At 71.2% G+C, this 25,099-nt stretch carries 27 protein-coding genes; 8 read left to right on the top strand and 19 right to left on the bottom strand.

What is annotated here, in order from left to right; genetic code table 11:
• Both MHO01S_RS09225 and MHO01S_RS09220 read right to left on the bottom strand, forming a co-directional pair.
• A complete protein-coding gene (locus MHO01S_RS09225) occupies nucleotides 1-888 on the bottom strand; it encodes an EamA family transporter (protein WP_060959741.1) in 888 nt (295 codons plus the stop codon).
• Between the two features lie 10 nt (nucleotides 889-898).
• On the bottom strand, nucleotides 899-2,152 hold the full coding sequence (locus MHO01S_RS09220; protein WP_061782195.1) for a serine hydrolase domain-containing protein: 1,254 nt from the start codon (nucleotides 2,150-2,152) through the stop codon (nucleotides 899-901).
• 143 nt (nucleotides 2,153-2,295) lie between these two features.
• Here MHO01S_RS09220 and MHO01S_RS09215 point away from each other — a divergent pair, with 143 nt between their 5' ends.
• Nucleotides 2,296-2,607, top strand: a complete 312-nt coding sequence (locus tag MHO01S_RS09215) for a DUF2470 domain-containing protein (RefSeq protein WP_060959743.1) — start codon at nucleotides 2,296-2,298, stop codon at nucleotides 2,605-2,607.
• 59 nt (nucleotides 2,608-2,666) lie between these two features.
• The gene (locus MHO01S_RS09210) at nucleotides 2,667-3,326 is read left to right on the top strand and encodes a biliverdin-producing heme oxygenase (RefSeq protein ID WP_060959744.1); all 660 of its coding nucleotides are present in this window, start codon (nucleotides 2,667-2,669) and stop codon (nucleotides 3,324-3,326) included.
• 91 nt (nucleotides 3,327-3,417) lie between these two features.
• Here the strand turns inward: MHO01S_RS09210 and MHO01S_RS09205 are convergent, their stop codons facing one another.
• Nucleotides 3,418-4,803, bottom strand: a complete 1,386-nt coding sequence (locus MHO01S_RS09205; RefSeq protein ID WP_060959745.1) for an ATP-dependent DNA helicase — start codon at nucleotides 4,801-4,803, stop codon at nucleotides 3,418-3,420.
• A gap of 47 nt (nucleotides 4,804-4,850) precedes the next feature.
• Between MHO01S_RS09205 and MHO01S_RS09200 the strand changes: the two genes are divergently transcribed.
• Nucleotides 4,851-5,948, top strand: coding sequence for a hypothetical protein (locus MHO01S_RS09200; RefSeq protein ID WP_060959746.1), 1,098 nt, complete (start codon nucleotides 4,851-4,853; stop codon nucleotides 5,946-5,948).
• A 13-nt stretch (nucleotides 5,949-5,961) separates the two neighbouring features.
• Here MHO01S_RS09200 and MHO01S_RS09195 read toward each other — a convergent pair whose 3' ends face one another.
• The 13 genes from MHO01S_RS09195 to MHO01S_RS09135 all read right to left on the bottom strand — a co-directional run bounded on the left by MHO01S_RS09195 (nucleotide 5,962) and on the right by MHO01S_RS09135 (nucleotide 16,398).
• Nucleotides 5,962-7,956, bottom strand: coding sequence for a bifunctional copper resistance protein CopD/cytochrome c oxidase assembly protein (locus MHO01S_RS09195; RefSeq protein ID WP_060959779.1), 1,995 nt, complete (start codon nucleotides 7,954-7,956; stop codon nucleotides 5,962-5,964).
• A 77-nt stretch (nucleotides 7,957-8,033) separates the two neighbouring features.
• Complete coding sequence (locus MHO01S_RS09190; protein WP_005051774.1) at nucleotides 8,034-8,312, bottom strand: HU family DNA-binding protein; 279 nt, start codon at nucleotides 8,310-8,312, stop codon at nucleotides 8,034-8,036.
• Nucleotides 8,313-8,570: 258 nt separating this feature from the next.
• A complete protein-coding gene (rpsN, locus tag MHO01S_RS09185; RefSeq protein ID WP_005051773.1) occupies nucleotides 8,571-8,876 on the bottom strand; it encodes a 30S ribosomal protein S14 in 306 nt (101 codons plus the stop codon).
• Nucleotides 8,877-8,880: 4 nt separating this feature from the next.
• Nucleotides 8,881-9,051, bottom strand: a complete 171-nt coding sequence (rpmG, locus tag MHO01S_RS09180; protein ID WP_005051772.1) for a 50S ribosomal protein L33 — start codon at nucleotides 9,049-9,051, stop codon at nucleotides 8,881-8,883.
• Nucleotides 9,051-9,287 carry a 50S ribosomal protein L28 gene (gene rpmB, locus MHO01S_RS09175; protein ID WP_060959747.1) on the bottom strand — a complete coding sequence of 79 codons (237 nt, stop codon included), beginning with the start codon at nucleotides 9,285-9,287 and terminating at the stop codon, nucleotides 9,051-9,053. Before rpmB ends, rpmG begins: the two co-directional genes overlap by 1 nt.
• A 145-nt stretch (nucleotides 9,288-9,432) precedes the next feature.
• Nucleotides 9,433-10,101: a DNA-3-methyladenine glycosylase gene (locus MHO01S_RS09170; RefSeq protein ID WP_061782194.1), complete on the bottom strand. Its 669-nt coding sequence runs from the start codon at nucleotides 10,099-10,101 to the stop codon at nucleotides 9,433-9,435.
• A 4-nt stretch (nucleotides 10,102-10,105) separates the two neighbouring features.
• Nucleotides 10,106-11,530, bottom strand: a complete 1,425-nt coding sequence (locus tag MHO01S_RS09165; protein ID WP_061782193.1) for a hypothetical protein — start codon at nucleotides 11,528-11,530, stop codon at nucleotides 10,106-10,108.
• Nucleotides 11,520-12,302, bottom strand: a complete 783-nt coding sequence (locus MHO01S_RS09160) for a TIGR03943 family putative permease subunit (protein ID WP_060959750.1) — start codon at nucleotides 12,300-12,302, stop codon at nucleotides 11,520-11,522. The genes MHO01S_RS09165 and MHO01S_RS09160 overlap by 11 nt, the downstream gene beginning before the upstream one ends.
• Complete coding sequence (locus tag MHO01S_RS09155) at nucleotides 12,295-13,305, bottom strand: permease (protein WP_061782192.1); 1,011 nt, start codon at nucleotides 13,303-13,305, stop codon at nucleotides 12,295-12,297. Before MHO01S_RS09155 ends, MHO01S_RS09160 begins: the two co-directional genes overlap by 8 nt.
• Nucleotides 13,295-13,717: a Fur family transcriptional regulator gene (locus tag MHO01S_RS09150; protein WP_060959752.1), complete on the bottom strand. Its 423-nt coding sequence runs from the start codon at nucleotides 13,715-13,717 to the stop codon at nucleotides 13,295-13,297. Before MHO01S_RS09150 ends, MHO01S_RS09155 begins: the two co-directional genes overlap by 11 nt.
• A gap of 55 nt (nucleotides 13,718-13,772) precedes the next feature.
• Nucleotides 13,773-14,627 carry a metal ABC transporter permease gene (locus MHO01S_RS09145; RefSeq protein WP_267956415.1) on the bottom strand — a complete coding sequence of 285 codons (855 nt, stop codon included), beginning with the start codon at nucleotides 14,625-14,627 and terminating at the stop codon, nucleotides 13,773-13,775.
• Between the two features lie 2 nt (nucleotides 14,628-14,629).
• Nucleotides 14,630-15,430, bottom strand: a complete 801-nt coding sequence (locus MHO01S_RS09140; protein WP_223848787.1) for a metal ABC transporter ATP-binding protein — start codon at nucleotides 15,428-15,430, stop codon at nucleotides 14,630-14,632.
• Between the two features lie 29 nt (nucleotides 15,431-15,459).
• The gene (locus tag MHO01S_RS09135) at nucleotides 15,460-16,398 is read right to left on the bottom strand and encodes a metal ABC transporter solute-binding protein, Zn/Mn family (protein ID WP_060959755.1); all 939 of its coding nucleotides are present in this window, start codon (nucleotides 16,396-16,398) and stop codon (nucleotides 15,460-15,462) included.
• Between the two features lie 163 nt (nucleotides 16,399-16,561).
• Between MHO01S_RS09135 and MHO01S_RS09130 the strand changes: the two genes are divergently transcribed.
• On the top strand, nucleotides 16,562-17,188 hold the full coding sequence (locus tag MHO01S_RS09130) for a manganese efflux pump MntP (RefSeq protein WP_060959756.1): 627 nt from the start codon (nucleotides 16,562-16,564) through the stop codon (nucleotides 17,186-17,188).
• A 264-nt stretch (nucleotides 17,189-17,452) separates the two neighbouring features.
• On the opposite strand, the gene MHO01S_RS09125 is transcribed toward MHO01S_RS09130, so the two are convergent.
• From MHO01S_RS09125 to MHO01S_RS09115, 3 genes are read right to left on the bottom strand one after another with little or no spacing between them, the layout of a single operon-like run.
• Nucleotides 17,453-18,268, bottom strand: a complete 816-nt coding sequence (locus MHO01S_RS09125; protein WP_060959757.1) for a purine-nucleoside phosphorylase — start codon at nucleotides 18,266-18,268, stop codon at nucleotides 17,453-17,455.
• Between the two features lie 27 nt (nucleotides 18,269-18,295).
• Entirely contained in the window at nucleotides 18,296-20,509 is a 2,214-nt protein-coding gene (locus MHO01S_RS09120) for an arylsulfatase (protein ID WP_060959758.1), read from the bottom strand.
• Nucleotides 20,510-20,540: 31 nt separating this feature from the next.
• Entirely contained in the window at nucleotides 20,541-21,881 is a 1,341-nt protein-coding gene (locus tag MHO01S_RS09115; protein WP_082734162.1) for an MFS transporter, read from the bottom strand.
• A 182-nt stretch (nucleotides 21,882-22,063) separates the two neighbouring features.
• Here MHO01S_RS09115 and MHO01S_RS09110 point away from each other — a divergent pair, with 182 nt between their 5' ends.
• The 4 genes from MHO01S_RS09110 to MHO01S_RS09095 are packed head-to-tail and all read left to right on the top strand — an operon-like array spanning nucleotide 22,064 to nucleotide 24,827.
• Nucleotides 22,064-23,125, top strand: coding sequence for a LacI family DNA-binding transcriptional regulator (locus MHO01S_RS09110; RefSeq protein WP_061782191.1), 1,062 nt, complete (start codon nucleotides 22,064-22,066; stop codon nucleotides 23,123-23,125).
• Nucleotides 23,122-23,490 carry a YidH family protein gene (locus MHO01S_RS09105; RefSeq protein WP_060959761.1) on the top strand — a complete coding sequence of 123 codons (369 nt, stop codon included), beginning with the start codon at nucleotides 23,122-23,124 and terminating at the stop codon, nucleotides 23,488-23,490. The genes MHO01S_RS09110 and MHO01S_RS09105 overlap by 4 nt, the downstream gene beginning before the upstream one ends.
• A 6-nt stretch (nucleotides 23,491-23,496) precedes the next feature.
• Nucleotides 23,497-23,847: a DUF202 domain-containing protein gene (locus MHO01S_RS09100; RefSeq protein WP_060959762.1), complete on the top strand. Its 351-nt coding sequence runs from the start codon at nucleotides 23,497-23,499 to the stop codon at nucleotides 23,845-23,847.
• The gene (locus MHO01S_RS09095) at nucleotides 23,844-24,827 is read left to right on the top strand and encodes a formylglycine-generating enzyme family protein (RefSeq protein WP_157553769.1); all 984 of its coding nucleotides are present in this window, start codon (nucleotides 23,844-23,846) and stop codon (nucleotides 24,825-24,827) included. The genes MHO01S_RS09100 and MHO01S_RS09095 overlap by 4 nt, the downstream gene beginning before the upstream one ends.
• Nucleotides 24,828-25,099 lie beyond the last annotated feature (272 nt).

Genomic DNA, 25,099 nt, shown 5'->3' with positions numbered 1-25,099 from the left:
TCACCCGACCGGTTCGACGGCCTCGTCCGCGCGCCGTCCGGCCGAGCGCACCGCGCCGATCGAGGCGGCGATCACCAGAGCGATGCCGACGGCCTCCAACCACGCGAGATGCTGACCGAGAAGCACCCATCCGGCGAGTGCGGCGACGGCGGGGGCGAGACTCATGAGCACGGCGAAGGCCGCGGCCGGAAGACGGCGCAGGGCGATGAGCTCGAAGGCGTAGGGCAGCGTCGACGACAAGAGCGCGACGGCGGCGCCCAGCCCGAGGATCTCGGGCCGGAGGAGCGCAGCACCGGCATCCACGAGCCCGAACGGGAGGGAGAGGACGGCACCGACGGTCATCGCGATCGCCAGCCCGTCGAGACGAGGGAACGCGGCGCCCACCCGCGACGACGCGAGGATGTAGAGCGCCCAGCTCGCCGCCGCCCCGAGCGCGAACAGCACACCATCGAGGCGGAACCGATCCCATCCGCCGCCGGCGAGGGCGACGACGCCGGCGAACGCGAGCAGCGCCCAGATCCAGGCCGCCCTCCCGCGTCCGGCGATGATCGAGAGGGCGAGCGGGCCGAGCACCTCGATCGTCACGGTGACCCCCAGGGGGAGCCGCTCGAGAGCGAGATAGAACAGCCCGTTCATCATCACGAGCACGACGCCGAACACCACCACGTCGCGCCACGCGGCACCGCCGCGACCCCGCAGCCGGGGACGGGCGACGATCAGGAGGATCAGGGCCGAGAAGACCAGCCGCAGCATCACCATGCCGAGCGGGCCGACGTGCGGGAAGAGGGTGACCGCGATGGCCGCGCCGCCCTCCTGGAAGGCGAGCCCGGCGACGACGAGCGCGACGGCCGCCGGAGCCGCGGACGCCCCCGCGCGACCGCTGGTCACCGGCGGCGGATCACGGGATCGGGCAGACGGCGACCGCCGCGACCTGGGCGGCCATGTCCTCGGCGGTCCACGGGAGCCCCGCCTGCGGGGCCGTGCGCCCCGAGGCGGCGGGCGCCTTGGAGGCGATCGCGGCGAGCTCCCAGGCGAGGCTCCGCACGAGGTCGGCGGAGGCGCGGGAGTTGTTCAGCGTCACGACGACGCTCATCCCGGTGTTGCGGTCGGCGAAGGCCGCCGTGAGCGCGCCGGGAACCGCTCCGTACTGCCCGACGAGACTGCCCGCCTGGTAGACGCCGCCGCGCGCCGTGAACCACGACGGCCCGTCGGCGACCGCCGGCAGTGCGTTGTCGAAGCGGCCGGCGGCATCGTAGGGGCGCAGCCCGAGGGCCAGCGCCTGGACGTAGCGGCTCAGATCCGCGAGATCCGTGATGACACCGGATGCCGTGAACCCCGCCGCCGGCGAGAGGTCCTCGATCGGCGTCGGAGCACTGCAGGCCGCGCTGCCGTCTTCGGCGTTGCCCGTCCACAGCCCGGGCAGCTGCGCGGAGCCGGTGCTCGGGAAAGAGCTGTCCGACATGCCGTTCGGGCCGAAGACGTAGTGCTGGTAGAGCTGCGCGGAGCTCTTGCCCGACGCGCGCTCGAGCGCGAGACCGAGCAGCACGTAGCCGGTGTCGGAGTCGGCGAAGACCGTGCCGGGCTGGGCCGTCGAGCCTCGCGACATGCCGTAGCCGAGAAGCTCGCGGGGGTTCCACTGCCGGGCCGGCGTCGCGCGGGTGCGCGTCTCGATCGACGGCCCGTACGACGCGAGTCCCGCCGTCGAGTCGCAGAGCTGGCCGAGGGTCACGCCCCCCTGGTCGCCGAGGCCCGCCACGTACTCGTCGGCCGTGTCGTCGAGGCTGACGACGCCGTCGTGCACCAGCCCGTAGAGCACATCGCAGGTCATCGACCGCGTGGTCGCTCCCGCGTGGAAGGTCATCGTGTCGCTGACGGCGGCGCCCTCGGGCGCGGTCGTGCCGACGCCCGCCTCCCACACGCCCGACCACGGCACCCGGACGCCCACGACGGCGCCCGACGCACCGGATGCGGCGAGGGCGCGCTCGACGGCCGTCTGCAGCTGTCCCTGCACGTCCGCGGGGATGGCGGCATCCACCTGATCGGGCAGCGGCAGCGAGACGGAATCGTCCGACGAGCACGCGGCCAGCGCGATCGCCAACGCGAGCGTGCCGGCTACAGCCGCGAGACGTCGCGATCGACGAAGACCCCGCATCCTCACCCCCTGATCAGTTCTTTCAGCGTAGAACACGATGCGCACCGGACCGGACGCCGTGACACTCCTGTGACGTTTCTGTGAACGGATTTCGCCGGCGGCCGGTCGCGGGGCGCGGCGGCGCCGGCTCTAAGGTGGGTGCCATGGCGCACACCTTCGACGACGACGCCCTCGCCGGCGTGCTCGGTCACATGAACGACGACCACTCCGACGACAACCTCCTCATCGCCCGCGCCTTCGCTCCGCTCACCGAGGTCGTCGGCTCCGAGATGATCGGATTCGACGGGGAGGCGGGCCGGTGGCGCGTCCGCCTCGCCGACGGCACCGAGGACGTCATCGTGGTCCCGTGGCCGGGAGGTGCCATCACGGAGCGCCGTGAGGTGCGCCGCGAGATCGTCGCGCTGTACGACGAGGCCTGCGCCCGACTGGGGATCACGCCGCGCCCGCACTCCTGAGCATTCTCGGAGGCAACCTTCAGTTTAGGTGAGCCTTAGTTTCAGATACACTGACGGCTGTGACCGAGCCGATCCCGTTCTCCACCGCCCTGCGCGAGCGTTCGCGCTCCGCCCACTCCGGCAGCGAGCACGCCGGCTTCATGGACGACCTGATGCGCGGTCGCGGCACGCGCGACGACTACGTCGCCCTCGTCGCACAGCACTGGTTCATCTACGACGCCCTCGAGACCGCCGCCGAGACGATGCGGCACGACCCCGTCGCCGCCCCGTTCATCAGCGACAAGCTGACGCGGCTGCCCGCGATCGAGGCCGACCTGGCGTTCCTCATCGGCGACGACTGGCGCGCGCGCATCGAGCCCCTGCCCACGACGCGGCGCTACGTCGAGCGGATCCGGGAGGTCGGCACCAGCTGGCCCGGCGGCTTCGTCGCCCACCACTACACCCGGTATCTCGGCGACCTCTCGGGCGGCCTGTTCATCGGCAAGCTGATGGCGCGGCAGTTCGGCTTCGAGACCAACGGCATCGGCTTCTACCTCTTCGACGAGATCGCCGATCCCGCCGCGTTCAAGGACGTCTACCGCGAGCAGCTCGACGCGGTCGCCTGGGATGCCGCCGAACGCGAGCGCGTCATCGACGAGGTCCTGACGGCATACCAGTTCAACACCGACCTCTTCCTCGACCTCGCCGCCGCGAAGGCCGCGACCGCGGCATCCGCCTGACCGCGCGTTTCGACTCCTCGCTGCGCTCGCTCAACGACCGGGTGCGACCCCCGGTCGTTGAGCGAGCGCAGCGAGTCGAAACGCCCGAGGGTCAGAAGCCGGCGGCGCGGACCCCGGCCATGAAGCGGCGGACGTCGGCATCCACGAGGATGTCGCTCGGGCGCAGCGGCCGTGAGAGGTACAGGCCGTCGAGCGAGGTGAGCCGCGACAGCGCGACGTACGTCTGTCCGGGGGCGAAGGCGCCCGAGCCGAGGTCGATGACGGCGCGGTCGTAGGTCTTCCCCTGCGACTTGTGGATCGTCACGGCCCAGGCCAGGCGCAGCGGGAACTGCGTGAACTCGGCGACGATGTCACGCGTGAGCTTTCGAGACGCCGGGTCGTACGCGTAGCGGAACCTCTCCCACACGGCCGGCTCGACGTCGACCTCCTCGCCGTCGATCTCGACGCGCACCGTGCCACCCGCGATCCGGGTCACGGTGCCGATCGACCCGTTCACCCAGCGCGGTCCGTCGCCCCGCGTGCCCACGTCGTTGCGCAGGAACATCACCTGGGCGCCGACCTTGAGCTGCAGCTCCGTGTCGGCCGGATACGACGCCTCGCCCCGGCCGAAGTCGCCGCTGATGTCGGCGCGCGCCGTCTGCACCGGCCCGGGCAGCGCGTCGAGGTGACGCTGGTTGATGCGGGAGACGATGCCGTTGCGCGTGGCGAGGGTGATGATCGGAGGCTCGCCGTCGACCGGCTCCGGGACGGGACGAGCTCCGGCGGCGTTGAGCATGCCGGCGATCTCCGCGGTCACGACCCCGTGGCGCACCGCGTTCAGCATGGCCTTGAAGCCGTTGTCGGCCTGCCGGTGGATCTCGCGCAGCTCGCGGATGTGCAGGGGCGCGCCCACCCGGCCGAGGTCGAGCAGTCCGTCCGAGCGGATCGCGGAGCCGTCGGCCGACGGCCCCGCCCACACCTGCGCGTCGAAGAACCAGAACGACCGGTAGTGGTCGTTGATGTAGCGCAGCTCATCACCGCGCGGGGGCACCGGTGACAACTGGTAGGGATCGCCGAACATGATCACCTGCACCCCGCCGAACGGCTCCGACCGGCGGCCCCGGGCCTGGCGGAGGGAGCGGTCGATGGCATCCATGAGGTCGGCGTTGACCATGGAGACCTCGTCGATCACGAGTGTGTCGATCGCCTTCAGCACACGGCGGGCCGGCTCGGACTGGTCGAGCTCGCTGTCGGCGATGAGCCCGATCGGCAGCCGGAAGAGCGAATGGATCGTCTGCCCCTCGACGTTCAGCGCCGCCACGCCCGTGGGCGCGCACACGGCGATCTGCTTCTGCGTGTTCCACGCGAGATGCTGCAGGAGGGTCGACTTGCCGGTACCGGCCCGTCCCGTCACGAACACGTGCTCGCGAGTGTCCTCGATGAGGCGGAACAGCTCCTCCTGCTCGGCGGACAGGGCGGGGATGCTCACCGGATCCATGCTAGCCATCAGCATCCGTTTCCTAGACTGGACCTGTGGACGGGGTGGTGGGTGTCGATGCGCGCGCGGCGCAGACGCGAGGCGATGCCGCGTCGCGCCGCTCCTCCGCCCGTCGCGGAAGCCGCCGGCTGGCTCTGGACCTGACCGCCCTCGCCGTGGTCGGCGTGCTGCTGCTGGCGGCGGTCGGCGCGGCGACCGTCACGATCTACCGCGATCTCTACAGCCCCGGCGCTTTCGTCACCCGGTACCTGGAGATGCTGAGCCAGGGCCGCGCGCCGGAGGCGCTGGCGCTGCCGGGCGTCACGATCGACTCCACCGATCTGACCTCCGCGGGCCTGCCCGCCGACGCGAGCGAGGCGCTGCTGCGCCGCGCGGCGCTCGCCCCGCTCAGCGACATCCAGGTCGTGAGCGAGCAGGAGAGCGACGGCGTCGAGGTCGTGACGATGTCGTACCAGGCGGGGCCGCACCGCGGCACGTCGACCTTCCGCGTCGAGCGCTCCGGCTGGGTCGGGCTGGCGCCCACGTGGCGGTTCGCGCAGAGTCCTCTCGCGGTGATCGACCTGACGCTCCGCGGCGCCACCGCGTTCTCGGTCAACGGGTTCGCGGTCGACACGCGGCAGGTCTCGCCGGCCGGTGCGCAGGCCGATCCGCTCGCGCCGGTCGCGCTCCTCGTCTTCTCGCCCGGCCTCTACTCCATCTCGGTCGACACCCCCGTCTCCACCAGTGCCGGGGTCGCGGTCCTGTCCGACACGCCGCAGGCCCAGGTGCCCGTCGACATCCAGACGCAGCCGACGACGCAGTTCGTGGCGGTCGTGCAGGACCGCGTCGAGTCGTTCCTGACGGCGTGCACGACCCAGCAGGTGCTGCAGCCGACGGGGTGCCCGTTCGGACTCCAGGTGCGCAACCGCATCGTCGAGCCGCCGGTGTGGTCGATGGTCACGCAGCCCACGATCACGCTCGAGCCCGACGGCGCCGGGTGGGCGATCGCTGCGGCGGATGCCGTGGCGCACGTCGTCGTCGACATCCGATCGATCTTCGACGGCACCGTCCGTCACGTCGACGAGGACGTGCCGTTCCGGGTCGGCGGGACGATCACGATGCTTCCCGACGGCACCGCCTCCATCCAGGTGGAACCCGCGAGCTGAGGACGCGGTCGCCTCAGCGCGCCGCGCGGGCGTCGCGTTCGGCGAGCTCGGCGAGCCGGGCGTTGTACGCCTCCAGCTCGGCGTCGCCGGTGCGGTCGGCGTGACGGTCGCTGCGCCGCTGCGTCCGCTCGTCGGAACGGCTCCACTGGATCGCGACGGTGATGGCGAGGATGAGGGTCGGGATCTCGCCGATCGACCAGGCGACCCCGCCGCCCGTGTACTGATCGACCAGCGGCGCCTCGCCCCAGGTGCGTCCCATCGAGCCGAACCACTCCGCGACGAACAGGCCGGTGGACATCATGATCGCGATGCCGAAGAACGCGTGCATGGCCATGACGCCGATGAGGGTCAGCAGCCGGAACGGATAGGGGTAGCGCAGCGGCACCGGATCGATGCCGACGAGCGACTGCACGAACAGGTACCCCGAGATCAGGAAGTGCGCGACCATCCACTCGTGGCCGATGTGGTCGTAGAGGGTCCAGCGGAACAGGTCGGTGTAGTAGAACGCCCAGAGCGACCCGATGAACATCGCCGCGGCGAATAGCGGATGCGTGATCACCCGGGAGAACGGCGTGTGCACCGCCCACAGGATCCACTCGCGACCGCCCCGCGTGCCGTCGTCGCGCTTGGCGATGGCCCGGGAGGCCAGGGTCACGGGAGCCCCGAACACGAGCATCATCGGGATCGCCATCGACAGCAGCATGTGCCCGATCATGTGCATGCTGAACAGGTAGTCCTGATACGCGTTGATCGGTCCGCTCGTGACCCAGAACAGCGACAGCAGGCCGAGCACCCAGAGCACGGTGCGGTAGATCGGCCAGCGGTCGCCGCGGCGGTGCAGGCGCCACACCCCGGCGAGGTAGAAGAACAGCCCGAAGCCGACGGCGAAGACCCACAGGATGTCGATGTCCCACTGCGTGAACCACTGCGTGATGGTCAACTCGGGCGGCAGCGGCGTTCCGGTCAGGATCTCGGCCGGCGTCTTCACCTCGGGCAGGGTCGTGTCCACGGGCGGCGGGGTGCGCGAGAGCGCCACCGCCGCACCGCTGGCGATGCCCATGAAGACGAGCTCGAGCGTCACGAGGCCCCAGAAGCGGCGCGCCGCGGCATCCTGGCCCGCCCGATCGGCGCGGGCGATACGGGCGATCACTCCCGTGCGGTACCGCGCGCCCAGCGCGCCCAGCAGCAGCAGCGCGACCACTTTCACACCCAGCAGGGCGCCGTACGGCGACAGCAGATAGCGGGGCTCGACGACGCCGACGGCCGCGCGGGCGACGCCCGACAGCGACACGACCACGAAGGCGACGAGCGCGAGGCTCGAGTACCGGGTCAGCACCGCGCCGAGCTCCGCGACGCGCAGCTGCGGCCGCAGCACGATGAGAAGCAGCAGGCCGCCGAGCCAGACGGCCGCGGCGACGATGTGCAGCACGAGCGCCGAGACGGCGATGTTGTGACCGGCCTCGTCGCCCGAGTGCCCCTGCGTCGCCATGGGCACGAGGCTCGCCGCCGCCAGCACCGCCACGACGAGCGTCGACGTCCACCCGCGGACGGCGAAGGTGAGCACCGTCAGGCCCGCCCCGGCGATCGTCGTGAGCGACCACGCGCGGCCCACGTCGGTCTCGACGAGGAAGCGTCCGAGCTGTCCGCCGAACTCCGCACCGACGTCGGGGGTCGCGTTGAAGATGCTGAGGAAGGTGAAGAACGCGGTGAGCCCGCTGGCCACGGTGAAGAGGGCGGCCGAGATGGATGCCGTGTCCAGCGCCGCGTCGAACGTGCTCTCCCCGGCCCGCAGCGCGAAGAGCGCGAGCACCAGGGCACCGAGCATCCCCGCCGCCGACAGGTTGACGGCGAGCGTCACGAGGGGAAGCCCCCAGCGCACGACGGGACCGGCGTCGCCGATGAGCAGGGGCGCGGCCCCGCCCCCGTACAGCAGCCCGAGCACCAGAGCGGCGAGGGCGGACGCGACGAGGATCGCGGGGCCCGCGAGGCGCAGCGCACGGGTCGAGATCACCCGTCCAGCCTACGCGGCGCCGGACACACGAAAGGGGGGATGCCGAGCGGCATCCCCCCTTCGCAGGACCGTGCTTACTTGACGGCGGCCTTGAGCTTCGAGCCCGCGGTGACCTTGACGCGCTTGCCCGCGGCGATCTTGATCTCCTCACCCGTCTGCGGGTTGCGGCCCGTGCGGGCGGCCGTGGCGACCTGCTCGAACGAGAGGAAGCCGGGGATCGTGACCTTCTCGCCCTTGGCGACGGCCTCGGAGACAGCCGAGAACAGGCCGTCGACGACGCGGCCGACGGTGGCCTGGCTCTCGCCGGTGGCGCTGGCGATGCTCGCGACGAGCTCAGTCTTGGTGATAGCCATTGGGGTTGTCCTCCAGACGGCAGCAGATGCCGCCTTCAGTGAGATCGGACCGGACGCGAGGCGACCGGTTTGGTCGGTTGGACCGTCCCCGAATATACCTACGATCCGCGGAAATCCGCGGATTTCCGGCCCTCAGACGTCATCTTCACCGGCGTGTCGGCCCGGATCGGTGACGGATGTGGCTGATGTGACCGCGGCGGGCACAGCAGAAGGCCCGGCCTCCGCGAGGAGAACCGGGCCTTCTGACGGGTGCGGTGCTTACCAGCTCGACTTGGTCACGCCGGGCAGCTCGCCCTTGTGCGCCATGTCGCGGAAGCGGACGCGCGAGATGCCGAACTTCGACAGGTAGCCGCGGGGGCGACCGTCGATGGCGTCGCGGCCACGCAGGCGCACGGGCGACGCGTTGCGGGGAAGCTTCTGCAGGCCGACGCGGGCGGCCTCGCGGGCCTCGTCGGTCGCGTTCGGGTCGACGAGGGTCTTCTTCAGCTCGGCACGCTTCTCGGCGTAACGGGCGACGACCTCCTCGCGCTGGTTGTTGCGCGCGATCTTGCTCTTCTTGGCCATGAGATCAGCGCTCCTCTCGGAATTCGACGTGCTTGCGGATCACCGGGTCGTACTTCTTCAGCACGATGCGGTCGGGGTTGTTGCGACGGTTCTTACGCGTCACGTAGGTGTACCCCGTGCCGGCAGTCGACCGGAGCTTGATGATCGGACGGACGTCCTGAGCCTTCTTCGCCATTAGAGCTTCACACCCTTCGCGAGGAGGTCCTTCACGACCGACTCGATGCCGCGGGCGTCAATGACCTTGATGCCCTTGGCCGAGACGTTCAGCGTGATCTTGCGACCGAGCGAAGGAACGTAGTAGGTCTTCTTCTGCACGTTCGGGTCGAAGCGACGCTTCGTCCGGCGGTGCGAGTGCGAGATGTTGTGACCGAAGCCGGGAACTGCTCCGGTCACCTGGCACACTGCTGCCATAGTGATTCTCCTTAGTACCGTGACACCGGACGGTGCCACCCAAGATCCCTTGTCTGCATCCCTCTGAACACAGGGATACGAACTGCGTGCTGGAGTGCGCGCAGACAAAGAGTCAGTCTAGCACGGCCGGGCGTGTCGCCTTGACTCACGCGAGCGGCCCGGCTCCCCGTCCCCACCGGAACGGCGACACCGTGGGATCTCCCTCGATCCAGAACCGCCACGGGAACGCGGCGGTGCCGCCGACGCCGGCCACCCCGACCCGCGGACCCGCGGCGACGTCGGTGCACGGACGGGTCGGCAGCCACAGCCGGGCGACCGCGCCGGCCCACGGCGCTCCCGTGACCGCGTCGATGCCGTCGTGCAGCGGATGCCGGAGCCCCACGGCATCCCCGAGCCGGCCGGGACCCCGCGCGAGGTCGCGGCCGGCGCGGGCCGCGGGGCGCCGCGAGAACGCGACGTCCTCTCCCGCGACGATCTCACCGGCCCGCAGCAGCACGCCGCCCGCCTGACCCTCGGGACCGCACACGACGTTGACGCACGAGTGGATGCCGTGACTCAGGTAGACGTAGAGGTGCCCGGGCGGTCCCCACATCGTGGCGTTGCGGGCGGTCCGTCCGCCGCGCGCATGCGAGCCGGGGTCGGGCTCGGGGCCCGTGCCGGCGCCGTGGTAGGCCTCGACCTCGGTGAGGCGCACCGCGACCACCGCGCCGTCGCTCGCGACCTCCAGCACGCCGTCGAGCAGCCGCGGCGCGACGTCGACCGGCAGCCCCGCGAGCGCCGCGCGCGTGGCCGGGACGAGACCCGTCGTCGTCATGGCGTCATCCGCGCGGAGGGGTCTGGCACCACGAGATGTCGAAGCCGGCGAGCGCGCCGACCTCGGTGCCCGCGTCGGCCCCCGTCAGCGCGACGACGTGCGTCCGCACGTGGGTCGGGAGGGGGAGGCGGTAGCCGTCGTACGGGTTCGACACGGCGTCCGGCGCCACGAGGAAGGCGGCGTAGCGCCCGCTGGGCGAGACGCACGACTGGATGAGGATGTCCTTCGGGTCGACCGAGAACACGGGGGTCGCCGCCCCCGACGCGTCGACGACGTTCACGGTCGTCGACCGCACGGTGAACCCGTCGACCACGGCGAGCACGCGCAGGGTGCTCCCGTCGGTCATCGGCGTCATCTTGTTCGTCTGGCCCAGCGCCTTGTCGGTGGGCGGCAGCGGCACCTGGGTGGCGGTCGCCAGATCGATGGCCGCCGGTCCCTCCACACGCTCGATGATCGCGGTCGTCGTGCCGCGGGCGATGCCGTCGATGGAGACGGCCGTCCCCAGCGTGACCGGGTCGCCGCCCGACGGGGAGATGAGGGTGAGGGCGCCGTCGTAGGTGAGCATCAGGATGCTGTCGGTGCCGGGCACGAAACGCCAGTCGTCGACCCGCGACTCTCCCCCCGTGCGTTCGATCATCGTGGGTGCGGCATCGGACTGCGCGGCGGTCAGCGACGCCGTGAAGAGGCGGGCCTCGCGGGCGCCGGGAGTGCCGACCGTGGCGTCGGTGAACGTGTAGCCGATGAGATCGCCGCGATCGGCGCTCTGCAGATCGGTCACGGTGCCGTCGCCGGGCAGTGCGAGCTCGCGGACGTTGCCGCCGTCGAGGTCGGTGACGACGAGGTGGGAGGTGTCGTCGTCGCTGAGGGTCGACATCACCAGGTGGCCGGACGTCGCACGGAAGTCCTCGATGTGGGCGTTCGTGTAGACCGGCTCGGGGTCTTCTCCGGCGAGGTCGGTGCGCAGGATCGTGTCGCCGCCGGTGCCGCGCTGGAGCACGTACGCGTGAAGGGGCGGCGTCGTGAAGCTGTGCTCGACGGCGGCCGTCGGCCCGCCGCCCACGCCGACGAGCCCCGCGATGGTGACGGTGTAGGAGGTGTCGTCCCACAGCGGCTGGGTGAAGCGGATGCCGACGCTACGCCCCGACGTGTCGACCGTGAACGGCGCCGCGGGGGAGACCGTGACCTGTGCGGGTTCGACCGTCGCCAGCGACTGCGTCGTGGTGATGATCAGGCGCGAGCCGGAGGCGCTCACCGCGGCATCCGGGTCGACGCTCACGTTGGTGACGCGCGGCCCCTGCGCGACCGTCACGGCGGAGCCGGCGAGCCCGACGACGGCGAGGGCGCCGACGACGAGCGCGAAGCCCGCGAGGAAGGCGCGGGAGCGTCGCCGGCGCGTGCGCTCGCGGCGCGTCGCGCGATCAGTACTCATACGGGTCCTTGGGCTGGTCGACGGTCTGCACCGACGCCGGCTGGATCTGCAGGCGCCCGTCGGCGTCGCGGATCGTCCCGGTCACCGTGACCCAGGTGCCGGTCGACGGGATGCCGTCGGCGAGCGCGACCGGCACGCTGGCCGGCTGCGCGTCGATCACGCAGTGGGTGATCACGAGCCGGGTGAGCCCGAAGCCGCCGTCGGTGGGCGTGACGAAACCGGTGAGGGTGATGGTGTCCCCGTCGAACGCCTCGGGGTTGGTCGCGGTCGCGAACACGCTCGCCCACTCGCCGACGCCGAACGTCGACGTGTCGCCGGTCGACGCGAGGGCCACGGTGTCGGAGCCCTGGAACAGCGGCGGCGCTCCGGTGTCGCGCTGCATGGCGAGCTCAGCCGACAGCGTCGCCGGGGGTGTGAGCACGATGGCGGCGACCACGCCCGTGGCCAGGATGCCGCCGGTCACCGTCGCGGCGGTGCCCCACACCGAGCGCGCCTCGTGCCCGTGGTCGTCGCCGTGGTCGTGTCCGTCGCCGTGCTCATGCTCGTGCCCGTCGCCGTGGTCGTGCCCGTGATCGGCCTCCGCGCCGCGCGGCAGCGCGAAGCTGAGCACGGCGCCGACCAGCGCGAGGATCGCCATCGGCACCGCGAACCAGTTCGACGAGGGGTTGATGTAGAGCGCGAGCTGACCGGTGAGCCACAGCACGACCGTGACGGCGGAGAGGCCGGCGGCGAGGCCGACACCGAGGAGCCGGGATCCGAGGAGATCACGCAACGAGGTTCACCACCGATCCGACGGCGATGGCGAACAGCACGACGACGATCACCAGACCGCCGAGGACCTTCGTGCGGAAGGTCGTGCGCAGCAGCGCCAGCATCTTGACGTCGACGAGCGGTCCGACCAGCAGGAACGCGACGATCGAGCCGGGCGTGAACGTCGAGGCGAACGAGAGCGCGAAGAAGGCGTCGACGTTGGAGCAGATGGAGACGATCATCGCGAGCGCGATCATCGCGATGATCGACAGTGCGGGGTTGGAGCCGATCGCCAGCAGTGCCGAGCGCGGCACGAGCACCTGCACGGCGCCGGCGATGGCGGAGCCGATGACGAGAGCCGGCATCACGGCGCGCAGTTCCACGACGAACTGGGCGAGGCTGCGCTGCGCCTTGCCGGGGCCGCCGCCGTGGGCGGCGTTGTCGAGCGAGAGCTCGCAGCTGGCGCGGAAGCGGTCGGTGATGAGGCCGTCCGGGTCGGGATGCCGGCTGTACAGCCATCCGATGAGGTTGGCGACGGCGTACCCGCCGAGCAGGCGGGCGATGAGGATGCCGTCGTCGAAGCCGAACGCCTGATGGGTCGTGATGATGACGATCGGGTTGACGATCGGCGCCGCGATCAGGAAGGTGAGGGTCTCGGCGACGCCCAGTCCGCGCATCATGAGGCCGCGGGCGAACGGCACGTTGCCGCACTCGCAGACCGGGATGAGCATGCCGAGCAACGACAGCACGGCGCGGCGCGCCCACGGCGCGCGCGGCATCCACCGTTCGATGACGCCGGCGGGGACCCAGACCTGCACGACGATCGACAGCAGCACGCCCAGCACGACGAAGGGCAACGACTCGATCAGCACGCTGATCGCGAGGGTCAGTCCGTCCTGCGCCCGCGTCGGAAGCGACGGCCCGGGCGAGAGGAGAGCGATGACGACGAGCGTCGCGACGACCAGCACGCCGATGCCGACGGCCACCGCGGTGCGGACCGGCGCGGCGCGCACCTCAGTCGACACGGTCTCCGGGGCTCGCCGCCGCCCGTTGCGCCGCGCAGGCCGCGCACACGCCGAAGATGTCGACCACGTGCTCGGCCTCGGTGAACCCGTGCGCTGCGGCGGTGCGCTGCGCCCACGCCTCGACCTCGCTGGCCTCGATCTCCACGGCGAGCCCGCACGAACGGCAGATCAGGTGATGGTGGTGGCCCGTGCTGGTGCAGGCGCGGTAGATCGCCTCGCCGTCCGGGCTCTGCAGCTGGTCGGCCTCGCCGCTCGCGGCCAGCGTCGCCAGGGCGCGGTAGACGGTCGCGAGACCGATGCCGGTGTTCTCGTCGCGCAGGGTGGCATGCAGCGTCTGAGCGCTGACGAAACCGGTGGCGTCGCTCAGCGCCTCGCGCACGCGATCGCGCTGCCAGGTGTTGCGCTGGGCCATGCGGCGAGTCTACCCACGGGGTCTTGGAGCGGGCTGGACACGGCGCAGCCCGCCCTCACGCCTCGACACTGCCCCGCCGACGGACCCCGTCGATCGCACGACAGACGAGGTAGATGAGGAAGGACAGCGTCGTGATGTACGGGCTCACCGGCAGCGTGCCGGCGATCGCGAGGAGGATGCCGCCGACGGCCGCCGTGACGCCGAAGCCGGCGGCGAGCAGCGGCACCGCGACGGGACCGTTGGACACGCGCATCGCCGCCGCGGCGGGGGTGACCAGCAGCGAGAGCACGAGGAGTGCGCCGATGATGTGGACGGCGACGGCGACGACGATGCCGAGCAGGAGCATGAAGGCGAACGACACGACCGTGGTCGGCACTCCGCGGGCGGCGGCCGACTGCGGGTCGAGGGAGTCGAAGGTCAGCGGGCGCCAGATCAGCAGGAGCGCGACGAGCACGATGGCGCTCAGCACGATCAGCACGGTGAGCTGATCGCTCTGCACCGAAACGATCTGGCCGGTGAGCAGGCTGAAGCGGTTGGCGCTGCGCCCGTTGTAGAGCGAGATGCACAGGATGCCGATGCCGAGCCCGAAGGGCATGAGCACGCCGATGATCGAGTTGCGATCGCGCGCCCGCGCTCCGAGCCATCCGATGAGGCCGGCCGCGACGAGCGATCCGAAGATGGAGCCCGTCACGACGTCGAAGCCGAGCAGGAGCGCGGCGGCCGCTCCGGCGAAGGAGAGCTCGCTGATGCCGTGCACCGCGAAGGCCATGTCGCGCTGCATGACGAACACGCCGATGAGCCCGCCGACGATGCCGAGCACGGCTCCCGCCCACACCGAGTTCTGCACGAGCGCGAGGATGTCGCCGTAGCGCGAGAGCCCGCCGAAGAGCGCGTTCGCGATGTCGTCCATGTTCACGCGACAGCTCCCGGTGCGGCGGCGTCGCCGTGGTGATGGTGGTCGGCATCCGAGTCGGGGGCGCCGACGACGACCAGTCGTCCCCCGACGCGCGCGACGTGCACGGGCGTGTCGTAGAGGGCGGTCAGCGTCTGCGAGGTCAGCACCTCGTCGGGCCGGCCCAGCGTGAAGCGGCCGCCCGTCAGGTAGAGGATGCGGTCGACCTTCTCGAGCACGGGGTTGATGTCGTGGGTGACCAGCAGCACCCCGGCGCCGCTCGCGGTGCGGTAGCGATCGATCAGATCGATCACGTCGCGCTGGTTGGCCAGGTCGAGGCTCGTCAGCGGCTCGTCGCACAGCAGCAGGCCCGGCTCGTCGGCGAGCGCCTGCCCGACGCGCAGCCGCTGCTGCTCGCCACCGGACAGCAGGCCCACGGGGCGGTCGGCGAAGGCGGTCGCCCCGACGGCGTCGATGAGCTCCTGCACGCGCCGACGGTCGCCGCGGCGCGGCAGGGGCGGACCGAAGCGGTGGCCGTCGACGCCGAGGCGCACGAGGTCGCGCCCGCGCATGGCCGTGTGCCGGGGCAGCGGGCGCTGCTGGGGGATGTAGCCGATGCGGCGGTTGCCGGCGCGACGGACGCGCTCGCCGAGGGCCTCGATGGTGCCGCCGGTCAGCCGCTCCAGGCCCAGCACGGCACGCAGGAGCGTGGTCTTGCCGGCCCCGCTCGGGCCGAGCACGGCGACGAGCTCGCCGGGCTGGAGCTCGAGGTCGAGGCCGCGCCACAGCTCATGGCCGCCGCGCGAGAGCGCGGCGGCCATGATGCGAAGGGGTGAGGATGTCGCCGGGGTCACGAACCCAGGGCGCTCTTGATCTGCGTGGCCATGTCGGTCATCCACGATACGTAGTTCTCGCCCTCGGGGAGCAGTTCCGACGCCTTGATGACGGGAACGCCCGCCTCGCCGGCCTTCGTCTCGACCTGCGTGGTCTCCGCGCCGGCCGCCTGCGCGTTGACGAAGACGATCTTCACCGACCCGCCGCCGACGAGGGTGAGCGCGTCCAGAAGGGTCGCGGGAGGCGCGTCCTGCCCCTCCTCGACGGCCTCGCTGAAGGCGGCGGGCGTGACGTTCGTCAGACCCGCGGCTTCGGCGAGGTACAGCGGCACCGGCTCGGTGACGAAGATCTCGGTGCCGGTGTGGGCCGCCGCCACCTCGGTGAGGATCGGCGTGACCTTCGCGTCGATGTCTGCCCGGAACGCCTTCGCGTTGGCGGTGAACACGCTCGCCTCCGCGGGGTCGAGGGCGCCCAGCTGGGCGGCGATCTCGTCGGCGACGGCCGCGATGGTCTGCGGGTCGTAGAAGACGTGCTCGTTGAAGCCGTCGACGGCCTCGGACGGGTCGGAGCCCGTCCATTCGGGGGAGAACGTCACGGCGCTGATGAGCGGCGCGTCCGACTTCGCGGCATCCTTCAGCGTCGCCATGAACGGGTCGTAGCCGCCGCCGTTCTCGATGAGCAGCTGCGCGTTCTGGATGTCGAGCTGGTCGGCCGCGGTGGCCTCGAACTCGTGCGGGTCCTTGCTCTCGTCGGCGATCAGGGCGGTGACCTCGACGTGCTCGCCGCCGATCGTCTTCGCGATGTCGCCGTACACGTTGGTGGAGGCGACGACGGCGATCGTGCCGTCGGCGGAGGCGGAGGGCGTGGAGGACGCACCGGTCGAGCTGGAGCAGCCGGTGAGCGCGAGGGCGGATGCCGCGGTCAGCGCGGCGAGGAGGGCGACGGGACGCTTCATGTCCCCCAGAGTACGGCTAGTGATAATCGTTATCAAATCCGGGCGGCCCGAAATGCTGTCAATCCGGGCTCTCGGCTTGAACGAGCGCACCGCGCGACGTCAGGCTGTTGTTCGGCCCCCGCGCCGACGGCGCACGCGGACGGCCCATCACCCCTTTCCGACCGTGACCTCTCCGGTCGTCGCCTTTCCGTTCCGAGGAGCCGTCATCTCACCCTGGACTCTTCTGCTGCTCGCCCTCGGCGTATCGGCGGATGCCTTCGCCGTCGCCCTGGGCAAAGGCCTCCAGCTGCGGGCCCACGTGCTGCGCACGGCCCTCGTCTTCGCGACCGCCTTCGGTGTCGCCCAGGCGGTCATGCCGCTGCTGGGCTGGCTGCTCGGCTCGACCTTCGCGGACGCCATCGCCCCGTTCGACCACTGGATCTCGTTCGGCCTGCTCGCGCTGGTCGGCGGAAAGATGCTGTGGGAGGCGCTCACCCCCGACGCGCCGACGGAGGCCGGGGAAGCCGAACACGTCCACGACGTCGAGGCGTTCACGACCCGCGAGGTCGTGCTGCTGTCGGTCGCCACCAGCATCGACGCCCTCGCGGTCGGGGTGTCGTTCGCCTTCCTGAACGTCGACGTCGCGGTCGCCGTGACCGCGATCGGTCTCGTGACGTTCGCCCTGTCGTTCATCGCGGTGTTCATCGGCTACCGCATCGGCACCCGCTTCCGCCGGCCCGCCGAGATCCTCGGCGGACTCGTGCTGATCGGCATCGGCACGCAGATCCTCATCGAGCACCTCACCGCCTGAGCATCGGGGACGGCTGCGGCGGTCTTTCCCACGGGTTCACCGGCAGCGTCGTCACACAGCTTCCCGGCGTCCGCGGTCCGTCACTGTGGACCGGCAAGACCGGGGGTCTCGGCGATGTACTGCAGCCCGCGAACCTGTCGGGCAACTTCCACCCCGTGACCGACCCGGTCGACGACCCTCGGTCGCGCTGAGCAGCAGCGCTCCGAGCGCCCTCAGGACGGCGGGCTGGGCGTCGTCCTCCGTGTGAACGAGCGCCCACCCCCCTCAGGAGCCGGCGGCGATCGCGCGGATGACGCGCGCCAGCAGCGGACCGAGGGTCGCCTCGGCCGACTTCCCGGCCTCCAGCACCTCCTGGTGGCTCAGCGCTCCGGACTGGAGGCCGGCGCCGAGATTCGTGATCAGCGACAGCCCGAGGACCTCGAGCCCCGCCTCGCGGGCGGCGATCGCTTCGAGCGCGGTGGACATCCCGACGAGGTCGCCGCCGAGGCCGCGGAGCATGCGGACCTCGGCCGGGGTCTCGTAGTGCGGACCCGTGAGCTGCACGTACACGGCCTCGCCGAGCTCCGGCGCGACGGCGTGCGCGAGGGTGCGCAGCCGCGACGAGTAGAGGTCGGTCAGATCGATGAAGCGGGCGCCGGTCACGGGAGACAGCGCGGTGAGGTTGATGTGATCGGTGATCAGTGCCGCCGTGCCGGGGATGCGGTCGGGGTCGAGGGCGCCCGCGCCGTTGGTGAGGATCATCGTCTTCACACCCGCGGCGGCGGCCGTGCGGACGCCGTGGACGGTCGCGGCGACGCCGTGTCCTTCGTAGAAGTGGGTGCGCGCGCCGAGCACGAGCACCCGGGTCCCGTCATCCGTGACGAGGGAGCGGAGCGTTCCGGCGTGCCCCTGGACGGCGGAGGCACGGAAGCCCGTGACCTCGGCGGCGGGGATGTCGGCGACGGTGGTGCCGAGGTGCTCGACGGCCGTCTTCCAGCCGCTGCCGAGCGTCACGGCGATGTCGTGCTCGGCGACGCCGGTCAGACGTGCGATGTCGGCGGCAGCGGCGGCGGCTTGGTGGGTGGGGGGCGGTTCAGACATCGGGGAGCCCTCTCTGGGTCGGATCGGTCATTCGGAGGCGAGGATGACGTCGGCGCGCTCGCGCGCGTCGTCCTCCTGCGGCGAGGCATCCATCGTCACGAGCGCGATCGTCTGCGCCGGCAGGGCGATGGTCTGCAGCGGGCTGAATCCGGAGACGACGCCGGCACCGACGTCGAGGCCCCAGAAGGAGAGGTGCGAGGACGACGTCGGTATCACCAGCTCGTCGGATGCCGGGACGTCGTCGATCGTCAGACGGACACGGGCCCGACGGTCTTCCGCGGCGTGCAGAGTGAATCCGACGGTCTGCGCATCGGGCGGGATCGGCCGGTCGCCGACCAGCGCCAGGTGCGTGTCGAGGAGCTTGTGCTCGAAGCGCGGCACGCCGCCCTGCACCGACAGGAAGTAGCCGCCCTGCGCGTTGCCGGAGGACAGGATGGTTCCCGTGAGGGCGCTGACATCGGCGGCGAGCCGGGCGCGGACGGTCAGGGTGCGGTGGGAGCCGGTGACCCCGGTCGCGCCAGGGACGTGGCTCTGACCCGGACGCAGCTCGAGACGGTCCTGCGCGATCAGCCCATGCGGTCCGGCGAGCTCGATGAGAACGCGCAGCGGGCGGTCATCGAGCGGCAGGACGTCGTGACGGCCCGCCTCCTGCCACCAGAGGTCCTGAAGCCGGCGGAGCACGTCGGGGTGCTCCGCCGCGACGTCGCGCGCCTCGGCGAAGTCGGTGCGCGTGTCGTAGAGGCGCCAGGTGTCGTCGGCGTACGGCGCTCCGACCTCGTGCGCCGTCACCGCACGCCACCCGTCGTGCCAGATCGCGCGGTGGCCGAGCGTCTCCCAGTACTGCGTGGTGCGGCCGACGGGGGCCGTGGCATCCACGATGCTCTCGGCGAGACTCTCGCCGTCCATCCCGTCGGGAGCGGCCGCCCCGATGAGGTCGTAGAGCGTCGGTGCGAGGTCGACCACGTGCATGAACTGGGTCCGCACCCCTGCCCGCGACGTCTCGGGCGTGGAGATGACGAGCGGCGAGCGCACGCCGCCGAGGTCGACGAACTGCTTGTAGCGCCGGAAGGGCGTGTTCCCCGCCATCGCCCATCCCTCGGGATAGTGCGCGCCGCCGGTGACCGAGCCGACCCTGTCGAGCTCGCCGACCATCGCCGCCGCGGGGCGACGGATGCCGCTGTACGGTCCGTTGGTGTCGACGTCGCCCGTCGGGCCGCCCTCGCGCGAGGCGCCGTTGTCGGAGAAGAGCGCGAACACGGTGTCATCGGTCTGACCGAACTCCTCCAGGGCGTTCAGCAGCCGTCCGATCTGCGCATCCGTGTGCTCGAGGAACCCGGCGAAGGCGGACTGCAGGTGGGTGAACACTTCGCGCTCGACGTCGGTGAGCTCCTCCCACGCGCTGACTCCCTCGTTGCGCTCGGTCAGAGGCGTGCCCGACGGGACGACGCCGGTGAGGATCTGCCGCGCGAGGCGCTCACGTCGCGTCTGGTCCCACCCCTTCGCGAACTCGTCGAGGTACTTGTCGATGAACGCGCGCGGCGCCTGGAACGGCGCGTGGGTCGCCCCGAAGGCCACCTGCAGGTAGAACGGATCGTTCGGCCGGAACGAGAGGTGGTCGCGCAGGTACGAGATCGACCTGTCGACGAGATCCTCGCTGAGGTGGTACCCGTCCCGCGTGGGGGTGGGGACGGCGTGGTTGTCCTCGTAGAGCTCCGGCTCGTACTGGTCGGTGCACCCGTCGAGGAAGCCGTAGTAGCGGTCGAAGCCGAGCGCCAGCGGCCAGTTGCCGTGCGGACCCGCGGGAGTGATCTCGTGGAGCGGGGCGAGGTGCCACTTGCCGACGAGATAGGTGCCGTACCCCTGCTCGCGCAGCACCTGCGGCAGCACGGGTGTTCCCGCCCGCACCGATCCGCGGGAGTTCGGGAAGCCGGTGTCGGTGTCGGCGAGGAACCGCATCCCGACGGCGTGGTTGTTCATCCCGGTGAGGAAGGAGGCCCGCGTCGGCGAGCACAGGGGGGTGACGTGGAAGTTGCTGTATCTCACCCCGTTGTGTGCGAGCGCGTCGATGTGGGGGGTGGCGATCTCCGAGCCGAAGCATCCGAGATCGGACCACCCCGTGTCGTCCAGGATCACGACGACGAGGTTCCGTCGCGGCGTCGTGTTCGGCTCGGGCCACCACGGGACGGAATCCGCCACGGTGGTGCCGACGGATCCGCGGAAGGAAGGGTCGAGGGTCGTCATCGGTGACTGCTTTCTGCGGGGGACGGCACGGTCACCGGGTGGCCGGGGCCGTCGCGGGCGCGCTCGCGGCGGCGATGGAGACGGTGTGGCGCGGCTTCACCGTGATGGTGAACACCAGGGCGATGACCGCGATGAAGGCGATGTACATCGACACCGTCCAGGTCGCGCCGTTCGCGGCGCCGGTGAGCGCTTGAGCGATCACCGGGCCGAAGCCGCCGCCGAGCACCGTTCCGAGCTGGAAGCCGACGGACATGCCCGAGTAGCGCACGCGCGGCGGGAAGTAGTGGGCGAACAGGGTGGCCTGCTGGCTGAACAGCGTGCCGATGATGAGACCGGAGATGCCGGTGGCGAGGAACAGGCCCCCGACGGTGGCGGTTCCGATCAGCAGGAACATCGGGAACGCCCACAGCACCAGGGCGACCAGTCCGACGACGAGGACCGCACGCTGGCCGACACGGTCGCCGAGACGACCGGCGATGGGCGTGATGATGAGGCTCGTCACCGACGAGAGGATGTTGGCGAGCAGGACGACCGTCGGGTCCATGCCGAGGACGTTGGAGCCGTAGCCGAGCACGAACACGCCGACCACGAGTCCGAGGGTGGCGTCGCTGGCGTGGATGAAGACGGCGGCCAGGATCTGCGCGGGATAGCGACGGACGGCCTCCCAGACGGGGACCTTCACCTTGTCGTCGGCGGCTTCGATCTTCTCGAACTCGGGGGACTCGTCGACGCTGAAGCGCAGCCAGATGCCGACCAGCAGCAGGATCGCGCTCGCCAGGAACGGCACGCGCCAGCCCCACTCGACGAGCTGTTCGAGGCCGATCGTGGCCGTCAGCAGCGCGACGGAGCCGCTGGACAGGATGACGCCGATCGGCGCGCCGGCCTGCACGACACTGCCGAAGAAGCCCCGCTTCCCGTCGGGCGCGTGCTCGACGGCGAGGAGGGCGGCGCCGCTCCACTCCGCTCCGATGCCGACGCCCTGCGCGACACGCAGGACGACGAGGAGGATCGGGGCGACGACGCCGACCTGGGCGTAGGTCGGCAGGAATCCGATGATGAGCGTGACGCCACCGGTGAGCATGAAGCTGAAGAGCAGGATCCGCTTGCGGCCGATGCGGTCGCCGAAGTTGCCGAGGATGATGCCGCCGAGCGGACGGGCGATGAAGCCGACGGCGAAGGTCCCCAGCGCGAGGAGCGACGCGACGCCGGGGTTGTCCTGGGGGAAGAACACCCGCCCGAAGACGAGGGCGGACAGCGTTCCGAAGACGAAGAAGTCGTAGTACTCGAGGATGGAGCCGATCGTGGCGCCGGCGAGGGCGCGGGTCGACATCTGCTGCTTCGTGAGCACTCGCGGGTGGTGCGGTCGGTTCATCGGTCACTCCAGTGTGAGGCGGGGCGGGAAAAATATCGCTGGAATCGATTCCGGGAATCGATTCCGCTACGGTAGGGGATCAACAGGGCATCATGCAAGCGGTGTTCGATTCCGCCCCACCGTCGGGAACGCGAACGTCCACCGGATACCGTGGTGTGACCACGACGTGAGGAGGAACTCGCATGGCTGCATCGCGACCGGCCACCTCTCCGTCGGCCCCTTCCCCGGGGACGGCCACCATCCTGGACGTCGCCGCGTTGGCGGGCGTCTCGCGGACCACGGTCTCACGCGTCCTCAACCATCCCGACCTCGTCCCCGCCGACACGATCGCCCGCGTCGAGGGCGCGATCGACGAGCTCGGCTTCCGGCCGAGCAGCCGCGCCCGCGGCCTGCGCACGGGACGTTTCGACACCATCGCACTGCTGGTCGGCGATGCGTCGCAGCCGTTCCAGAGCGCCGTCGCGAAAGCGGTCGCGCGCGCCGCGGAGGCACGCGGCCTCAACGTGCTGCTCTGCGATCTCGATCACAGCGAGGAGCGGCTCATCACGTTCCTGCGTCAGCTTCCTCGTCAGGGCGTCGACGGGATCGTGATCTCCACGGGCGACGACGTGTCGCGCTCCCGCGCGGGCGCTGTCATCGCGGAGACCCGCGCCGGCGGAACGCCGATCGTCATCTCCGGCCGCCTCCCCGAAGACGACCTGTTCGGCGTGGGGGTGGACTTCACGTCCATCGCCGACGCGGCCACGACCCGGCTCATCGAGAACGGGTCGCGGCGGCCGATCCTGCTCATCGGCGACGCCGACACCTACGTGGGTGCGCGGTGGGCAGCCGGCTACCGCGCCGCGGTCGAACGAGCGGGCCTCGATGCCGTCGTCCTCCAGACGCAGTACTCCGACGCGACCTCCACCCAGCTCGTGCTGCGCGAACTGTCAGCGAGCACGCCGGCGGACGGGATCATCGCGGGCACCGTACCGCTCGCGCTCAGTGCGGTGCGCGCGGCGCACCACTGCGGTCGCCTCGTGCCCGACGACCTGGCCATCATCGCGTGCGAGCAGGTCGGACTGGCCGAGCTCGTCACGCCCGCGGTGTCGACCATCGGCGTCACGGCCGAAGCCAGCGGCGAGGCGCTGGTCGAACACCTGTCCCAGCTGATCGCGGGCCGCAATCCCCCGCACGCGACGCTGCCCTACGTCCTCTCGGAGAGACAGACCACGCGGCATCCGGCAGAAGGCGAGACCAGGTGAACCCGCGCGCAGGCCGGACCCTCCGGTGGATCTACCGGCACGGTACGGAGCCCGACCCCCGGTTCACCCTCGCGAACGAGCGGACGTTCCTCGCCTGGATCCGCACGTCGCTCGCTCTCATCGCGGGCGGGGTGGCACTGGAAGCGCTCGGGCTTCCGCTGCATCCCGTTCTGCGCCTGACGGCCTCCCTCATCCTCCTCACCGCCGGAGCCGCGCTGCCGCTGCTGGCGTGGGTGGGCTGGGGCCGGGCCGAGAGGGCGATGCGGCAGCAGACGCCCCTGCCCGTACCCGTCGTCGCCCTCCCCCTCGCGGTGGTCCTCGCCGTGGTGACCGTGCTGATCGTGCTCGGGCTCCTCATCGCCTGAATCGCCATGACCGAGATCTTCGACCCTGGGCTCCAGCCGGAGCGGACGCTGCTGGCGTGGCGGCGCACCCTCCTCACGATCGGCGGAGGGGGGCTCATCGCGCTGCGGCTGCTGCCGTCCGCGCTCGGCCCCTGGGCGCTGCCGGTCCCGCTCGCGATCATCGCCACCGCCGTCGCCCTCCACCTCCTGAGCGAACGACGGTTCCGGCACACGTATCGCGAGCTGACCGCCAATCGCGTCGTGCCCACGGTCGGGATGCTGACGCTCGTCCTGGCCGGGCTCGTCGCCGGCGGTGGCGTCACCGCGATCGTCGCCGTCCTCGTCCTGGCCGCACAGCACACACCGGGGGCACCATGACGACGGGACAGGACGGCGGGTCGTGCGGCCCGAACTGCTCGTGCGGAGGACCGCGACGCGACGCGTTCGTCGCGCTCGGCCCCGTGCGCCGTGCGGACGACGGTTCGGCGAGGGGCGCCGCTCACGACATCGAACAGATCCACGTGCCGGCGGGAGCGTTCCTGATGGGCGACTCGTCGGGCGATGCGAACGTCGGCGACGGCGAGACTCCGGTGCATGCCGTCGAGCTCGCCGCGTTCGACATCGACGCGACCACCGTGACCAATGCGTCCTTCGCGGCCTTCGTGGAGGCGACCGGCTACGTCACCGACGCGGAGGCGTTCGGCTTCTCCGCCGTGTTCCACCTCGCGGTCGCCGCCCCCGCGGAGGACGTGCTGGGCAGGGCGCCGGGAACGCCCTGGTGGATCGGCGTGCGCGGGGCCGACTGGCGGCATCCCGGAGGGCGCGCGTCGACCGTCGACGACCTGCCCGAGCACCCGGTCGTCCACGTGAGCTTCAACGACGCGATCGCCTACTGCGACTGGGCCGGACGCGCGCTGCCCACCGAGGCGCAGTGGGAGTACGCCGCTCGCGGCGGGCGGGAGTCCGAGAAGTACCCCTGGGGGGAGCGCGAACCCGGGACCGACGGTTGGCCCGTGAACATCTGGCAGGGCGAGTTCCCCCGCGTGAACACGATGGACGACGGCTATCTCACGACCGCCCCGGTGCGCTCGTTCGCCCCCAACGGCTACGGCCTGTGGCAGCCCGTGGGCAACGTCTGGGAGTGGTGCGCGGACTGGTTCGACCCCGACTACTACGCGCGCTCTCCGCGGGTCGACCCGCGGGGGCCTGCGACCGGCACCTCCCGCGTCCTGCGCGGCGGGAGCTATCTGTGCCACGTCTCGTACTGCAACCGCTACCGGAACTCGGCGCGCTCGCAGAACACGCCGGACTCGTCGATGGGCAACGCGGGCTTTCGCACGGTCTCGCGTCCGCGCTGACGCCGGACGGAGAGTCGGGATGCGCGGTGACGCCGCCGCCCGCCCGCGCGCCCGGGTGCGTGATGTCGATCGCGGTCGTGCACGTCGGGAAGGCCCTCGCCTCAGAAGGGTGGCGGGTCGGCCGGCGTGGTGGGTTCGGGGACGAATCTCACCAGGCTGGGTGGGTGGTCTTCGTAGTGGCGTCCGGTGGGTGATGTCCATTGGAGGGTTCCGTGGCCGAGGTGTCGGACCTGCCAGGCGGTGTGGTGTTTGGCGGTGTGGTGGCGGCGGCA

It is taken from the genome of Microbacterium hominis NBRC 15708 (assembly GCF_001592125.1).
GTDB lineage: Bacteria > Actinomycetota > Actinomycetes > Actinomycetales > Microbacteriaceae > Microbacterium > Microbacterium hominis.
This window is presented reverse-complemented; position numbering and strand designations above follow the sequence as displayed.

What these genes read in the sequence shown, in the direction of transcription:
- rpmG (WP_005051772.1), bottom strand. Translation starts at nt 9,051, where the DNA reads ATGGCGAAGAAGGCTCAGGACGTCCGTCCGATCATCAAGCTCCGGTCG.
- MHO01S_RS09165 (WP_061782193.1), bottom strand. Translation starts at nt 11,530, where the DNA reads ATGAGTACTGATCGCGCGACGCGCCGCGAGCGCACGCGCCGGCGACGC.
- MHO01S_RS09110 (WP_061782191.1), top strand. Translation starts at nt 22,064, where the DNA reads ATGGCTGCATCGCGACCGGCCACCTCTCCGTCGGCCCCTTCCCCGGGG.
- MHO01S_RS09190 (WP_005051774.1), bottom strand. Translation starts at nt 8,312, where the DNA reads ATGGCTATCACCAAGACTGAGCTCGTCGCGAGCATCGCCAGCGCCACC.
- MHO01S_RS09115 (WP_082734162.1), bottom strand. Translation starts at nt 21,881, where the DNA reads ATGAACCGACCGCACCACCCGCGAGTGCTCACGAAGCAGCAGATGTCG.
- MHO01S_RS09170 (WP_061782194.1), bottom strand. Translation starts at nt 10,101, where the DNA reads ATGACGACGACGGGTCTCGTCCCGGCCACGCGCGCGGCGCTCGCGGGG.
- MHO01S_RS09100 (WP_060959762.1), top strand. Translation starts at nt 23,497, where the DNA reads ATGACCGAGATCTTCGACCCTGGGCTCCAGCCGGAGCGGACGCTGCTG.
- MHO01S_RS09145 (WP_267956415.1), bottom strand. Translation starts at nt 14,627, where the DNA reads ATGGACGACATCGCGAACGCGCTCTTCGGCGGGCTCTCGCGCTACGGC.
- MHO01S_RS09120 (WP_060959758.1), bottom strand. Translation starts at nt 20,509, where the DNA reads ATGACGACCCTCGACCCTTCCTTCCGCGGATCCGTCGGCACCACCGTG.
- MHO01S_RS09140 (WP_223848787.1), bottom strand. Translation starts at nt 15,430, where the DNA reads ATGGCCGCCGCGCTCTCGCGCGGCGGCCATGAGCTGTGGCGCGGCCTC.
- MHO01S_RS09150 (WP_060959752.1), bottom strand. Translation starts at nt 13,717, where the DNA reads ATGGCCCAGCGCAACACCTGGCAGCGCGATCGCGTGCGCGAGGCGCTG.
- MHO01S_RS09205 (WP_060959745.1), bottom strand. Translation starts at nt 4,803, where the DNA reads ATGGATCCGGTGAGCATCCCCGCCCTGTCCGCCGAGCAGGAGGAGCTG.
- MHO01S_RS09220 (WP_061782195.1), bottom strand. Translation starts at nt 2,152, where the DNA reads ATGCGGGGTCTTCGTCGATCGCGACGTCTCGCGGCTGTAGCCGGCACG.
- MHO01S_RS09125 (WP_060959757.1), bottom strand. Translation starts at nt 18,268, where the DNA reads ATGTCTGAACCGCCCCCCACCCACCAAGCCGCCGCCGCTGCCGCCGAC.
- rpmB (WP_060959747.1), bottom strand. Translation starts at nt 9,287, where the DNA reads ATGGCAGCAGTGTGCCAGGTGACCGGAGCAGTTCCCGGCTTCGGTCAC.
- rpsN (WP_005051773.1), bottom strand. Translation starts at nt 8,876, where the DNA reads ATGGCCAAGAAGAGCAAGATCGCGCGCAACAACCAGCGCGAGGAGGTC.
- MHO01S_RS09135 (WP_060959755.1), bottom strand. Translation starts at nt 16,398, where the DNA reads ATGAAGCGTCCCGTCGCCCTCCTCGCCGCGCTGACCGCGGCATCCGCC.
- MHO01S_RS09095 (WP_157553769.1), top strand. Translation starts at nt 23,844, where the DNA reads ATGACGACGGGACAGGACGGCGGGTCGTGCGGCCCGAACTGCTCGTGC.
- MHO01S_RS09215 (WP_060959743.1), top strand. Translation starts at nt 2,296, where the DNA reads ATGGCGCACACCTTCGACGACGACGCCCTCGCCGGCGTGCTCGGTCAC.